Annotated in this window: 14 protein-coding genes; 11 read left to right on the top strand and 3 right to left on the bottom strand. The window is 63.1% G+C overall.

Annotation, left to right across the window (positions count from 1 at the left end):
* Positions 1-78 precede the first annotated feature (78 nt).
* The 3 genes from hypB to SKC41_RS28400 are packed head-to-tail and all read right to left on the bottom strand — an operon-like array spanning position 79 to position 2382.
* Positions 79-873, bottom strand: a complete 795-nt coding sequence (gene hypB, locus SKC41_RS28410) for a hydrogenase nickel incorporation protein HypB (protein ID WP_330981027.1) — start codon at positions 871-873, stop codon at positions 79-81.
* Positions 874-876: 3 nt separating this feature from the next.
* Complete coding sequence (locus tag SKC41_RS28405) at positions 877-1215, bottom strand: hydrogenase maturation nickel metallochaperone HypA (RefSeq protein ID WP_330981026.1); 339 nt, start codon at positions 1213-1215, stop codon at positions 877-879.
* A 45-nt stretch (positions 1216-1260) separates the two neighbouring features.
* Positions 1261-2382, bottom strand: coding sequence for an AraC family transcriptional regulator (locus SKC41_RS28400; RefSeq protein ID WP_330981025.1), 1122 nt, complete (start codon positions 2380-2382; stop codon positions 1261-1263).
* Between the two features lie 136 nt (positions 2383-2518).
* Between SKC41_RS28400 and SKC41_RS28395 the strand changes: the two genes are divergently transcribed.
* From SKC41_RS28395 to SKC41_RS28345, 11 genes are all read left to right on the top strand, one after another.
* Positions 2519-3127, top strand: coding sequence for a DUF1641 domain-containing protein (locus tag SKC41_RS28395; protein ID WP_330981024.1), 609 nt, complete (start codon positions 2519-2521; stop codon positions 3125-3127).
* A gap of 56 nt (positions 3128-3183) precedes the next feature.
* Positions 3184-4155 carry a hydrogenase gene (locus SKC41_RS28390; RefSeq protein WP_330981023.1) on the top strand — a complete coding sequence of 324 codons (972 nt, stop codon included), beginning with the start codon at positions 3184-3186 and terminating at the stop codon, positions 4153-4155.
* A gap of 49 nt (positions 4156-4204) precedes the next feature.
* On the top strand, positions 4205-5812 hold the full coding sequence (locus SKC41_RS28385; protein WP_330981022.1) for a nickel-dependent hydrogenase large subunit: 1608 nt from the start codon (positions 4205-4207) through the stop codon (positions 5810-5812).
* Positions 5809-6666, top strand: coding sequence for a hydrogenase maturation protease (locus tag SKC41_RS28380; RefSeq protein WP_330981021.1), 858 nt, complete (start codon positions 5809-5811; stop codon positions 6664-6666). Before SKC41_RS28385 ends, SKC41_RS28380 begins: the two co-directional genes overlap by 4 nt.
* A gap of 5 nt (positions 6667-6671) precedes the next feature.
* A complete protein-coding gene (locus SKC41_RS28375) occupies positions 6672-6938 on the top strand; it encodes a hypothetical protein (RefSeq protein ID WP_330981020.1) in 267 nt (88 codons plus the stop codon).
* A gap of 106 nt (positions 6939-7044) precedes the next feature.
* Positions 7045-8217 carry a hypothetical protein gene (locus tag SKC41_RS28370; protein WP_330981019.1) on the top strand — a complete coding sequence of 391 codons (1173 nt, stop codon included), beginning with the start codon at positions 7045-7047 and terminating at the stop codon, positions 8215-8217.
* Complete coding sequence (locus SKC41_RS28365) at positions 8217-9140, top strand: NifU family protein (RefSeq protein WP_330981018.1); 924 nt, start codon at positions 8217-8219, stop codon at positions 9138-9140. The genes SKC41_RS28370 and SKC41_RS28365 overlap by 1 nt, the downstream gene beginning before the upstream one ends.
* Positions 9137-10330 (top strand): NHL repeat-containing protein, encoded by a 1194-nt coding sequence (locus tag SKC41_RS28360; protein WP_330981017.1) that lies wholly within the window; start codon positions 9137-9139, stop codon positions 10328-10330. The genes SKC41_RS28365 and SKC41_RS28360 overlap by 4 nt, the downstream gene beginning before the upstream one ends.
* Positions 10327-12717, top strand: coding sequence for a carbamoyltransferase HypF (gene hypF / locus SKC41_RS28355; RefSeq protein WP_330981016.1), 2391 nt, complete (start codon positions 10327-10329; stop codon positions 12715-12717). The genes SKC41_RS28360 and hypF overlap by 4 nt, the downstream gene beginning before the upstream one ends.
* A complete protein-coding gene (locus SKC41_RS28350) occupies positions 12708-12959 on the top strand; it encodes a HypC/HybG/HupF family hydrogenase formation chaperone (protein WP_330981015.1) in 252 nt (83 codons plus the stop codon). The genes hypF and SKC41_RS28350 overlap by 10 nt, the downstream gene beginning before the upstream one ends.
* Positions 12956-13666, top strand: coding sequence for a HypC/HybG/HupF family hydrogenase formation chaperone (locus tag SKC41_RS28345; protein ID WP_330981014.1), 711 nt, complete (start codon positions 12956-12958; stop codon positions 13664-13666). Before SKC41_RS28350 ends, SKC41_RS28345 begins: the two co-directional genes overlap by 4 nt.
* Position 13667: the final 1 nt, after the last annotated feature.

Genomic DNA, 13667 nt, shown 5'->3' with positions numbered 1-13667 from the left:
CCCGCAGGGTGCCGGACCGGTTAGGACTAGCCATCCCCCTTTTAGGTGGGCGGCTGGGTGGCTGTCGGATGAGCCCGCTCAGGCGGTTGCCGTCGTCGCATGGGTCGCGCGGTGCAGGTCGGTTAGCCACTCGCACCACTTGTCGATCCCCGAGCCAGTCCGGGCGCTCGTCTCGATCACCGTCACGCCGGGGTTAACCGAGTTGAGGTTGGCGTAGAACGTCGGCAGGTCGTAGTCGAGGTGGGGATTCAAATCCAGTTTGTTGACGATCACGACATCTGCCGCGCGAAACATCACCGGGTACTTCAACGGCTTCTCTTCGCCCTCGGTGATGGAATACACCATCGCACTCGCGTGTGCTCCAACATCAAATTCCGCCGGGCACACAAGGTTTCCAACATTCTCAATGACAAGCAAGTCTAGGTCGGCTAACTGCAGTCGAGCCAGAGCTGAACGCACCATCGGCGCATCCAGATGGCATTCCCCACCGAATCCATTGGCGGTGTTGACAAGCGAAATCGCAGCCCCGAAGCCGCTGAGTCGGTCAGCGTCGATGCTGGTTTCAATGTCACCCTCAATGACACCAATCCGCAACTGGTTATGCAGCTGACGGAGAGTCTCTTGCAGCAGCGTCGTCTTGCCTGCGCCCGGGGAGGACATGAGGTTTACTGCTGTCAAACCCGCAGTGCCGAAGTCGCTGCGGTTGGCCGCCGCGGTCTTGTCGTTCTCGTCGAAGATTCGCTCGAGTACTATGAGCCGTTCGCTGCCGGTCGCGTAGCCGGTGTGGTCACCGTGGTCGTCCAACGCGACCGACTCATCGTGGTGCGGATGGTCGTGATTGTGGTCGTGGTCGTGCCGGTGGAATCTACCCATCTGTCAGACCTCCGCCAAATCGAGTGAAGTGATGAGGAATTCATCCCCCTCGACCAATTCGACTGCAGTCCCGGCGCAGGATGCACATGCCATGACGGCCACGTCGAGTACGGTTTCCCGACCGCAGGCGCTACACCGGATCTTGGCGGATATGCGTTCCACCCGTAACTTGACGCCCGCCAAATCGGAGTCTTCTGTGATCAGGGACCAGCAATAGACAAGGGTCTCAGGGACGATCTGACGCAGAGCCCCGATTCGCACATGCACCGTATCGATTCCCCGGCCCGCCGCGTGCTTGCGCACGATGCCGACCATCGAATTGCAAATGGAGAGTTCATGCATGGCCAGCCTCCTCGACTCAAACGAGACCATACACCCGTCGCCTGGCTACTGGCGCAACGTTTCTGACGGACTCATCCCCCAGCGCTTCCGGTATTCGACGGCGAAACTGCCGAGATGATTGAAACCCCAACGGGTTGCCACGTCAGTTACCGTCACGCCATCGCTCGGCAGTGCGTCGGCGAGCTCGGCATGCACACGCTCGAGTCTGCGGTCGCGGACGTAGGCCATCGGGGACACCCCCAATTCGTCCCGGAAGCCCTGCTGGATCGAGCGGACGCTCATGTGAACGTTGCGGGCGATGGACTGCATGCTGATGGGTTCGGCCAGATTTGCCTCGATGTATTTCATCGCTTCCTGCACGACCTTGCGGCCTGAATCCACTACCGGACGGATGAATTCCTCATGATAGTTCGACGGCTGGATGTACAGGAGGCTGTTCATGAGCAAATCCTCGATTCCGCTGATTCCATGCCCACGCTGCACGAGGGAGCCGGCGTGGTAAACCTCCGTGTGCAGCAACTGCACTGCGGCATGCCAGCGCACGGCGACATCGCTAGTCAGGTCAAATTCGGGGTGAAACACCAGCGCCTTGGGTAGTCGTCGGCCGCGAAGTCGCGTCAGGTAGTCGAGCAGCGCGGGTTCCTCGATGCGGATCATCAATTGAGGCGAATCGTCATCGAAACGCATGGTCAGCGCGGCTCCCGGGCTGGTGACCAGTGCCTTGATCGTGTTCGCTTCGAACTCGTGTCCGTCGTGTTGACACAACGCTCGCCCATTCATCGGCATGTGCACGGCGAAGTACCTACCGAGGACAGGGATTTGGAGTGTCGAATGTACGTGAAGATCCAGATAGAGCATGCTGACGTTGCGGAACCGAACCCCGTGCATGGTGGCGGCAAAACCGGATGTCTCCTCTCCCAAGGTAATCCATCCGGGTGCGAGCACTTTGCCGAGCAGTGCACCCGCCTGTCGGACGGATTCGGTGTAAAAGATCTCGTTGTCCGCCAAGGCCGGCGGCACACCACGGGAACGAACTTTGCGCCGGACCGGGTTACCAGTCCGCCGCGTGTCGATGAAGCCCAGTCTGGCGAGGCGCGACATTAGCGTGAGCCAGGCCTGGGGTGCGTGGATTGACGTTTCGTTAAACATTTCGCGGCGTTCATTCAAGACTCCTTGTCGTACTGAGCGCATTAGCGCGTGCAAGTTTGCGCAATTCTGACAGTCATTGCGCGAATGCGATAGGCCGATGCCCCTACCGGGGCTAGCGTGTGTGACCACCAACACATCGGCCTAGGAGGAATGGGTGACTTCACACGCTTCGCTGATCGAGAGTCTCGACACCGATGCCTTCGTCGCCGAATCCCCTGGGGACGAGGTAATCGCTCGGCTAGACGATCCTGCGATTGCTTCGTCGCTTTCACTGATCCTCGACCACGCCGACCTGTTGGCCACCATCGTCGTCGGCCTGGATGGGCTGCTGCGTCGCGCCGAGGTCATCGGTGACAGTGTGGCGTCGGGGGTCGCTGAAATCCGGGAAGTTGCCGTCGCCCGAGGCAGTCAGCAGACATGGCCGAGCATCGATTTGGCGGCGCTGAGCGATACCGCTACCCGACTGTCTGCGGCTGTCGTCGATGCAACGCCAGCGCTCGATCGGCTACTGCACTCGCCGCTGACTGACCCACAAACCGCGGAGATTCTCGCAGATGTCGGCGAGGCGCTGCTCGAAGGCAAGCGAGCCGCCGACGCCGACCCGCGCGGTCCAAAAGGCGTCTTCGCCCTCATGCGGGTGGCAAAAGATCCTGACGTCTCACGCGGTTTGGGTTTCATGATTCAGATCGCGCGGGCCTTCGGTCGGAGGCTGGCGCCACCCGAGCCGCCCAAAAAAGCCGCTGGCCGGCACGCCGCCGAATAGTCGCTACACACAACCAGCCCAACCTGCGTATTCCCGGGGAATTGAGAGGAGTTTTCATGGCGTCCGTGCTCTGGTTACAAGGAGGAGCGTGCAGCGGCAACACGATGTCGTTCCTCAACGCCGAGGAACCCAACGTCGTTGACCTCATCGTTGACTTTGGCCTGGACTTGCTATGGCATCCGTCGCTCGGTCTCGAGCTCGGCGAGAACGCCCAGAAGGTGTTCTGGGACTGCGCCCGAGGCGAGCGGCCCCTGGACATCTTCGTTTTCGAGGGCAGCGTCATCGAAGCGCCCAATGGCACCGGTCGCATGGACATGTTCGCCGACCGCCCAATGAAAGACTGGGTCACCGATCTGTGTGCGGCCGCTCAGATAGTCGTGGCGATCGGTGACTGTGCATGCTGGGGAGGCATCCCAGCCACTGAACCCAACCCGTCCGCTTCGACTGGCCTGCAATTCCACAAACGGCGCAAGGGCGGGTTCCTCGGTCCTGATTTCCGCTCCAAGATGGGCCTTCCCGTCATCAACATTCCCGGCTGTCCGGCACACCCCGACTGGATCACCCAGATCATCGTCGCGTTAGCCACTGGCCGCGCTGGCGACATCGCCCTGGACGAATTGCACAGGCCCGAAACCTTTTTCAAGACGTTTACCCAGACCGGCTGCACCCGAGTGCAGTTCTTCGAATACAAGCAATCAACCCTGTCCTTCGGCGAGGGCACCCGCACCGGATGCCTGTTCTATGAATTCGGTTGCCGTGGCCCAATGACCCACTCCCCATGCAACCGCATCCTGTGGAACCGCCAATCGTCGAAGACAAGAGCCGGCATGCCCTGCCTGGGCTGCACCGAGCCTGAATTCCCGCATTTCGACTTAGCGCCTGGAACCGTGTTCAAGACGCAGAAGGTCAGCGGGATGATCCCCAAGGAAGTTCCCGAGGGCAGTGATCACCTCACCTACATGGCCCACGCCGCGGCCGCACGCATTGCGGCGCCCCAGTGGTCCAAGGAAGACATGTTCGTCGTCTAGCCCAAGCCCTTTTCGACAACCCAGCCCAAGTCTTGAAAGGACTCACCGAATGACCTCGTTAGACCTATTTGTCAGCCCGCTGGGGCGAGTCGAGGGTGACCTCGATGTTCGCGTCACGATCGACGACGGGGTCGTCACCTCGGCATGGACCGAGGCCGCGATGTTCCGCGGCTTCGAAATCATTCTGCGCGGCAAGGACCCCCAGGCCGGACTGGTGGTCACCCCGAGGATCTGTGGCATCTGCGGCGGCAGTCACCTGTACAAGTCCGCCTACGCTTTGGACACCGCGTGGCGCACTCACGTGCCACCGAATGCGACGCTGGTGCGTAACATCTGCCAGGCCGCGGAGACGCTGCAGTCGATTCCGCGATACTTCTACGCGCTCTTCGCAATTGACTTCACCAACAAGAACTACGCGAAGTCGAAGCTTTACGCCGAAGCAGTACGTCGATTCGCGCCCTACGTGGGTACCAGCTACCAGCCGGGTGTCGTGCTGTCGGCCAAGCCCGTTGAGGTATACGCGATCTTCGGCGGTCAGTGGCCGCACTCGAGTTTCATGGTGCCAGGCGGCGTGATGTGCGCTCCGACCCTCTCAGACGTCACTCGGTCGATAGCGATCCTTGAGCACTGGAAGGACCAGTGGCTGGAGAAGCAATGGCTCGGCTGCTCGGTGGACCGCTGGCTGGCCAACAAGACGTGGCAGGACGTGCTGGAATGGGTCGACGAGAACGAAGCCCAGCACAATAGCGACTGCGGGTTCTTTATTCGCTACTGCCTGGATGTCGGCTTGGACAAATACGGTAGCGGCGTCGGCAATTACATTGCCACCGGTACCTATTTCGAGCCATCGCTGTACGAGAACCCGACGATCGACGGCCGCAACGCCGCGCTGATCGGGAGATCCGGAATCTTTGCTGGCGGCCAGTGGTCCGAATTCGACCAGGCCCGCGTTCGGGAGGACGTGACCCACTCCTTCTACGAGGGCACCGGAGCCCTACATCCCTTCGAGGGTGAGACCAACCCGATCGACCCCGAAGACGGACGCAAGCAGGGTAAGTACAGCTGGGCGAAGTCACCGCGCTACGACGTGCCGACGCTTGGGCACATTCCGCTGGAAGCCGGACCGTTGGCACGGCGGTTGGCTGCAGGCGGTCCCAATCCCGCGTCTCATCAGGACGACGACCCGCTGTTCGTCGATCTCTATAACGCAATCGGGCCAAGCGTTTTCGTGCGCCAGCTCGCCCGCATGCATGAGGCCCCGAAGTACTACAAGTGGACTCGCGAGTGGCTCAACCAGCTCGACCTCAAGGAGAGCTTCTACACCAAGCCCATCGAGCACGCCGAGGGCAAAGGTTTCGGATCGACCGAGGCTGCCCGTGGGTCGCTGTCGGACTGGATCGTGATCGAGGACAACAAGATCAAGAACTATCAGGTCGTGACTCCCACCGCGTGGAACATCGGACCTCGCGACGGCGCCGAGACCCTCGGCCCGATCGAGCGGGCCTTGGTGGGGTCACCGATCGTCGATCCTGAAGACCCCGTCGAACTCGGCCACGTGGCCCGCAGCTTTGACTCTTGCCTGGTCTGCACCGTCCACGCGTATGACGGAAAGACTGGGCGTGAGCTCTCGAAATTCGTCATCAACGGAATGGTGTGATCCCTACCTCGAGCAGCCGCGACGAGACGGCGCAGCCTGGCCGGTCCACTCCCACCCCGGACCCGCCGGGTTGCGCCGTCCTAGTGATCGGCTGCGGCAACCTGTTACGCGGTGACGATGGCGTGGGACCAATCCTGGTGCGCCACCTGTGGGAACGCGGCGTGCCCGATGGGCTAAGGCTTGTCGATGGCGGCACCGCGGGCATGGACGTGGCGTTTCAGATGCGAGGCGCCCAACGGGTCGTGATCGTTGACGCCTCGGCCACGGGCGCCCGTCCCGGGACCATCTACCGGGTGCCCGGTGCGGAGTTGGCCGAGTTACCGCCGTTGGAGGGTCTGCACACTCATTCCTTCCGCTGGGATCACGCGATAGCGTTCGCGCGGTGGGCGCTGGCTGAGGCATGCCCATCCGACATCACGGTCTTTCTTATCGAAGCGGCCAACATCGCCATGGGTGCCGACCTATCAACTGACGTGACCGCGGCGATGGAACAGGTCATCGAACTCATTGAGCGGGACTACATTTCGGCGCTTCGGCCGCCGGAACCCAGCGACGCCGAAGACCTCACAGTGCAGTTCACCGAGGACGGGTACCTCCGACTGGGCGCTGCGCTTGCCGCGGCGCATTTCCCCGCGCACGTCGCCGTCGGCGACGTGCGCGAACATCAGCTTTGGCTGCTACCCCTGCGCGGGCCACGCAACGGTGGACTACTCCTCAAGCAGCGTAACCCCGCCGGCGATCGCGCGGTCCTGATCCGCGAGCTACTGGCCGATATCATCCCAATCGGTGTCCGCCAAGCGTTCTGGGACGATGACCATGGCGCGCTCCGGATCCCGCTGGAGCAACAAAAGTGATACTTGTGGCCGAACAACCCGACTTAGATCCGGAACCGAATCGCCCGCACACGCAGCGGCGCCAGGACAGCTCAGCGGATGAAGCCCTAAGTGTCGACACCGTCGTGTCCGAAGAGCGAGGGCGCTGGGCAATGGACGTCGTGGTCATTTTTGCTGACGGCGTCGTGCGAAAGCGGATCGACACGCACCCGACCAAGGCCCGTGCCGAGTTATCGGCCCGGATGATCAAGCGGGCCGCCGAACGAGACATTAGGGGGCTGCTGAATGGCTGAGGCACTGACACCATCGACATCAGTTGTAGACGATGCCGTTACCGGTGCACCGCAGTTGACACTGCCACCGCAACCATTGGGCCTGTTTCCACTTCCATTGGGTTACATGCTGATTCCCGCTCATGCGGATACCGAGGCCGCGCGTCAGGCAATGTTGGCCGGGCAACTCCCTGAAATCTGGCCGCCGACCCTGCGCGCCCATGAGCTTGCCGCCGCAGGCCAGCGAGACGCTGCACTTGCTGTCCTGGACGGGCAAGCAGATCCGGTGGCTCGTTACAACCGCTTCGTATTAGATCCCGACGGCGTTGCCCCAGAAGAACTCCGGGCAACATTGGGCGAGTTCGCGATCCTCGTCGACGTAGTGCTTTTCACGCTTGGGCGCACCGACACGCCGCCGCGTTCCGAGACCACCGTGGGCGAGCTGGCCGCCACCTTACTGTCGGTGCAGGCGGGTCATGCGCTCGCGGAAGGAAGCCCCCAAACCGCAATCGAATTGCTCGACCGTGCCGCCGAGGCCGCCGAGCCGGTGTCGGCGCCGCTGGCCGGTAGCATGCTCGCCGCTGCCGGCGCGATCGGCCGGGACACCCACGACGCCAGCTGCGCGGTGCGACTGCAGAAGGCACTGACCGTTCTTGCGGATGCCGACGGCTTGCGTGTCGCGCGGGCGGAAATCCATTCATGCCTGGCAAGTCTGCTGCACGAACAGGCCGCAACTCGACCCGAGCTGCTTGCCACCGCTATCCCCCACTACCACTCGGCGCTGCAGCTGATTAAGTGCGCCGACGCGCCGCTGCAATGGGCGGCAGCGCATGCCGGGCTCGCTGCGGCATACCTGACCATGCCGATGGTTGAGGCATCCGGCCAGTTGCGCCTGGGCGTGGCGGCTCAGTCGTTGCGGTCGGCTCTGACGGTCTACACCCGCGAGGACCATCCCGACGAATGGGCCAGCGTGCAGCTCAATCTCGCCAACTCTCTGGTATATACGCCGTCGCGCCACCACAAAGAGAATCTTGTCGAGGCCGTCGAAATCTACGAAGCCATCCTGCAAACACGCGACCGCACAACCCAACCCCTCGGCCGGGCCCGAGTGCTGGCAAACCAGGGCAACGTTCTTGCGCACCTGGGAATGTTCGATGACGCCAAAGCCAAGCTATACGAGGCTCGGTTCTTATTCGAAGAGCTGGGCGATGACGACTCGGTGCGTACCGTGCGCGGAGTGCTCGACGAAATCGCCCGGCAGCGGGTGCTTTCCGCTACCGAGCAAGCTGGGAGGCCGTGATGCCCACAGCCGTGTCGGAGACCTCCCAGCCACAAACCACACCCACATCCGCACCGGACCCCACCTTCGAAGAACTCGCAACACGCGTCGACGATGCCGTCGCGGCATTAGCGGAACTGGAACCATCCGCACGCGCTGTCGCCGAGGAACTGAAGGCCGCGATCGAGGCGATTCACCGAGCGGGCTTGGTGACCATAGTGCGCCGGTTGCGCGTCGACAGCGCCGCGCAACCGGCCCTCTTCGAACTCGTCGACGATCCCATTGTCCACCTCCTGCTCTCACTGCACGAGATCGTGCGGCCCGACCCGCTGACACAGGCCACCAAGGCGCTCAACGAGGTACGACCACAACTGCAGGGTCACGGCGGTGACGTCACCCTCGTACGGATCGAGGACGGGACAGCGTTCGTACGCTTGCGGGGCGCATGCAACGGGTGCTCGATGTCGTCGGTCACGCTTCGCAACCTCGTCGAAAAGGCACTCGTCGAAGGTATCCCGTCAATAAACCAGGTCGAAGTACTGCCCAATGAGCCCGAACCGACGCTGATTTCGGCCGATTCACTGTTCCCTGCTCGCCATCCGCTCGATGAGGAGGGCTGGGCACCGGCCGGGGCGCTCGGCGAGGTGCCCGACAACGATTTCGTCACGGTGGACGTGACCGCACCGCACTCGGCGGAGCAGGTCTCGGTTCTCCTGGTCAGCCTCAATCAACAGCTCACCGCCTATGTCAACGAATGCGCCCACGAGGCCTTGCCGTTGGACAACGCGGTGCTCGATACCGACAACGGCACCTTGATCTGCCCCTGGCATGGCTTTTGTTACGACGCGGCATCCGGTGAGTGCCTCACCGCGCCGGCAGCCCAACTCGAGCAGCTGCCACTGCGGGTCGATGATGGGCAGATCTGGGTCCGGGTCGGCAGATGACCGGCCTGACCGTACGGACCAGCATCCTGCCGCGGCCCACCCGCATCGCCTCCCCCATCGGAACGGAAGCCTCCGGGGGATGGGTGCCCGACGTGTGGCTGGGTGCACCGGCACCCGGCGGCCTGGCATTACCGCCGGCCGCTCCGACACTGGCATGGATGTATTCGCCGCGCGGCGTGTTTTTTGACGAACGGCATCTCGTGGTGGCCGATTCCGGCAATCATCGAGTGCTGATCTGGCACGGATTGCCCACCCGCGATGAACAACCCGCCGATGTCGTGCTTGGTCAGGCCGACGCCACCACCGAGGGACGCGCCGCGGCCGGACGGGGCCCCGAGAATGGCATGAACCTGCCGACTGGCGTGCTCGTGCACGACGGGCGACTCATCGTTGCCGACGCCTGGCACCACCGAATCCTGGTGTGGGATACGGTGCCCGAAAACAGCTCGATCCCACCGGATCTGGTGATAGGTCAACACGACAGCACAGCGGCCGAGCCGAACGCCGGCGGCCAGTGTTCGGCGTCATCGCTTTACTGGCCATTCGGCATTGCGGTCGTCGGCTCGGTGTTCTGGGTAGCCGACACCGGCAACCGTCGAGTACTCGGATGGGAGTCCGGCCCGCCCGAACCAGGCAGGCCAGCCGACGTCGTGCTCGGCCAGCCTGACCCCGACAGCCGAGAAGAGAACCGCGGGGACTGCGTCGGACCCGCCAGCTTCCGTTGGCCGCACGACATCACCGGGCTCGACGATCTGCTGTTAATCGCCGACGCGGGTGATCACCGGGTGCTCGGTTGGTCACCACTGCCCGATCGCGATCGGCCGGCCGACCAGCTACTCGGTCAACCCGATTTCGCTACCGCACGTGAATGGCCATATGGGCCGCAGTGCGGCAACCGGTTCCGTTTCCCCTACTCAGTCTGCACCGACAGCGCCGGTCAAGGCGGCAACCGGCTGGCGGTCGCCGACACCGCCAACAACCGAATTCTGCTCTGGGATGGCGTACCGACCGATGATCGTCCCGCCGACCACGTCCTAGCCCAACCGACGTTCGAGTCCAACGGCGAAAACCGTTGGAGCGCAGTCACTCACGATTCGCTTTGTTGGCCGTACGGAGTCTGGCTGCGCGGTGATCGGCTGGCGGTGGCCGACTCGGGCAACAACCGCATTGTCATGTGGCGGTTCACGTGACGCGTCGGGGGGGTACTGCACCCGTCGCGTCCCACCGGCGGCGCTACACGGTGACAGGGGTGGTTCAGGGGGTGGGCTTCCGCCCGTTCGTTCATCGTGTGGCCACCGACCTCGGATTGGATGGCTTTGTAGGAAACGATGCGTCCGCAGTGTTCATTGAGGTGCAGGGAACGGCCCCGGCAGTCGCAGAATTCAGCCACCGGCTGGTCACCGAAGCTCCCCCGCTTGCGGTGATCACCGACGTGTCCTGCACGGTCCTGACCGTGCGGTCCGAGAAAAACGAGGGTTTCCACATCGTCGCCAGCCGTGCCGCCGGCGTCACGGCGACCACGGTCCCCCCCGATGTCGCAGTATGCGACGACTGTGTGGCCGAGCTATTCGATCCCTTAAACCGCCGATACGGCCATCCGTTTATCACGTGCACTAACTGTGGTCCGCGGTTCACCATCATTCGCGAACTGCCCTATGACCGGCCAGCAACCACTATGTCGGACTTCGCGATGTGCGACAACTGCTCCGCCGAGTATCGTGACCCGACCAATCGCCGATTCCACGCACAGCCCATAGCGTGCCCGGACTGTGGTCCGTCGATTTGGTTCGCCGACAGCGACATTCGCATCACTCAGGTCGACGCAGCGCTGGCCGCCACCCAGCAGGCCCTGGCCCACGGCCGCACCGTCGGGATCAAGGGTATCGGTGGCTACCATCTTGCCTGCGCGCCTAACAACGGCAAAGCAGTCGCGGAAATCAGACGGCGAAAGGCTAGGCGCGGCAAGGCTTTCGCGGTGATGGTCCGGGATCTCGATGTGGCGCGGCGATACGCGCACATCAGCCAATCCGAAGCAGCAGCGCTGTCCAGTCCGTCGCGCCCGGTGGTGCTACTTCAGCGCAGACGCGACGCCCCGCTCGCGGCGGGTGTGGCACCGGGCAATCCTCTGATCGGCCTGCTCCTGCCGTACTCACCGATCCATCACTTATTGCTGGCTGTCGTGCCGGGCTCGCCCACACCCCCGACCGAAGCGATCGTCTTGACCAGCGCCAACCGATCCGATGAACCCATCTGCTACACCGACGAAGACGCGGCCAAACGACTGCCCGCGCTCGCCGATGCGGTCCTCGACCACAACCGACCGATTCACGTGCCCTGCGACGACTCCGTCGTGCGCGTGATCGACCACAGCCGGGGGACTCAGCAACTGCCAATCCGTCGCTCCCGCGGCTACGCACCGCTCCCCGTCGACCTCGGCCGGAACGGCCCACCGGTGCTCGCGGTCGGCGGGGAGCTCAAAAACACCTTCTGCCTGACCGACGGCCGGCGCGCATACTGCTCGGCACATATCGGCGACATGGGTACCGTCGCCGCCCTGAGGGCGTTCACCCAGTCCGCGCAGCAGCTGTGCGACATGCGAACTCAGCCAACGCGGCTCGCCGCCGATCTGCATCCGCGCTACGTGACGCGTAACTGGGCCGAGCGCAACGCCGGTGACCGACCACTCGATCTCGTTCAACATCACCATGCCCACGTGGTATCACTCCTTGCCGAGCACGAGATGCTCAACGAACCCATCATCGGCGTCGCCTTCGACGGCACCGGCTACGGCTGCGACGGTGCCGTGTGGGGAGGCGAAATCCTGCGACTCGGCACACAAAGCCACCGGTTCACCCGGGTCGGACACCTCGCCGAGGTCCCCTTAGCCGGCGGTGACGCCGCGGTGCGAAACCCATGGCGGATGGCACTGGCCCACCTGTGGCACGCAGGTGTGCCGTGGCAGGCCGAATTGGCTCCGGTCAAAGCAGCCAGCTCCGCTGAATTACGTTTATTGCGAACGCAATTCACCACAAGGCGCGCCTGCACACCGACGACGAGCGTCGGTCGGCTGTTCGACGCGGTGGCCTCCATCCTCGGGGTCCGCCAACACGTCACCTACGAGGGTCAGGCTGCGATCGAAATGGAAATGCTGGCAGCATCCCTCGGCAACCGCAAACCAGACCTTCGATTTCGCATGGCGGTAAGTGCGGACGGCATCATAGATCCCGCGCCAATGATCGCCGCGTTGGTCAGCGCGTTGCAAGGAGGCGCCGAAACCCACGATCTGGCTTCGGCGTTCCACCACGCCCTAGCAGAGGCCGTCACTGAGGTGATTGGCCACGTTGCCGGCGGCATTTCAGCCGTCGGGTTGACTGGCGGAGTATTTCAAAATGTCCTGCTGCTAAATGCATGTCGTCAACGACTCGAAGATGCCGGTTACACCGTGCTCACCCACCGCCTGGTGCCCCCCAACGATGGCGGACTGGCACTCGGCCAGGCAGCGATCTCGGTATTGACCGCAGTCGAAGAAGCCCATATCGCCGAAGAGAAGATCGGAAGGACCGCCCAATGTGTTTAGGGATTCCCGGCCGGATCACCGAAATCTGGGACGCCGCTGACGGCGGTCGGTTTGCCTCGGTCGCGTACGGAGACCAAGTCAAGAAAGCATGCCTGGCTTACCTTCCCGATCTGGCCGTCGACGACTACACCATCGTGCACGCCGGCTTCGCGCTGACACGTATCGATGAACAGTCCGCACAGCTAATGCTCGCGACGATGCGTGAATACGGTGTGTTCGGCGACACGGAGGCATTGCCATGACGGCTGGCCCTGCCCTAACCACAGAGGTAGCGGCGGATCTTGCGAAGGCTTCTTTGGCCCTGGCACAGCGGTTCTCAGCAGGAGCAACCATGTGGTGCATCGCTCCCGCCTTGACTCCGCATGCCCAGCACATCGCCGTCGAATTCGTACACCCGGTGATCGTCGGGAAGCGGGCCTTGCCAGCCGTGGCGTTGACTGGGCATGACCTGGTGAGCCAAACGCGGGTATCGGCCCGCGCCGGCGACGTGATCATTGCCGTCGCCGGCGCTGCGGACCCCGATGTGCGTGCGATCATGCGCCGCGCTAGTGCCTGGGGCGTCACCACAATCTGGATCGGCAACGGCGAGCGGCCCGAGTTCGGGGCCGCCGATCATATTCTCTGGCTTGACAATTCCGATCCGCAGCTGCCGGCGACGGGTGAGTTCGTGTTGATGTATCACTTGCTGTGGGAGTTGACCCACGTGTGCTTCGAACATCCGGGCCTCTTGACGGCTCCGTGGCCGGACTGCACGGAGGATGTCTGCATTACCTGTAGCGACGAAGGCCGACCCGGCGAAGTCCTCGCCACCGTGGACCGCACGACGACTTCGGTACGCACCGCGAAGGGCACCGAGACAATCGCCACCGACTTGACCGGGCCTCTACAGCCCGGTGATCTCGTCCTCGTCCACGCCGGTATGGCGCTCAGCAAACTCAGTGACGACTAAA

This window comes from Mycobacterium sp. 050128, from assembly GCF_036409155.1.
GTDB lineage: Bacteria > Actinomycetota > Actinomycetes > Mycobacteriales > Mycobacteriaceae > Mycobacterium.
The sequence above is the reverse complement of the archived record's forward strand: the minus strand, read 5'-3'. Positions and strand labels throughout refer to the sequence as shown.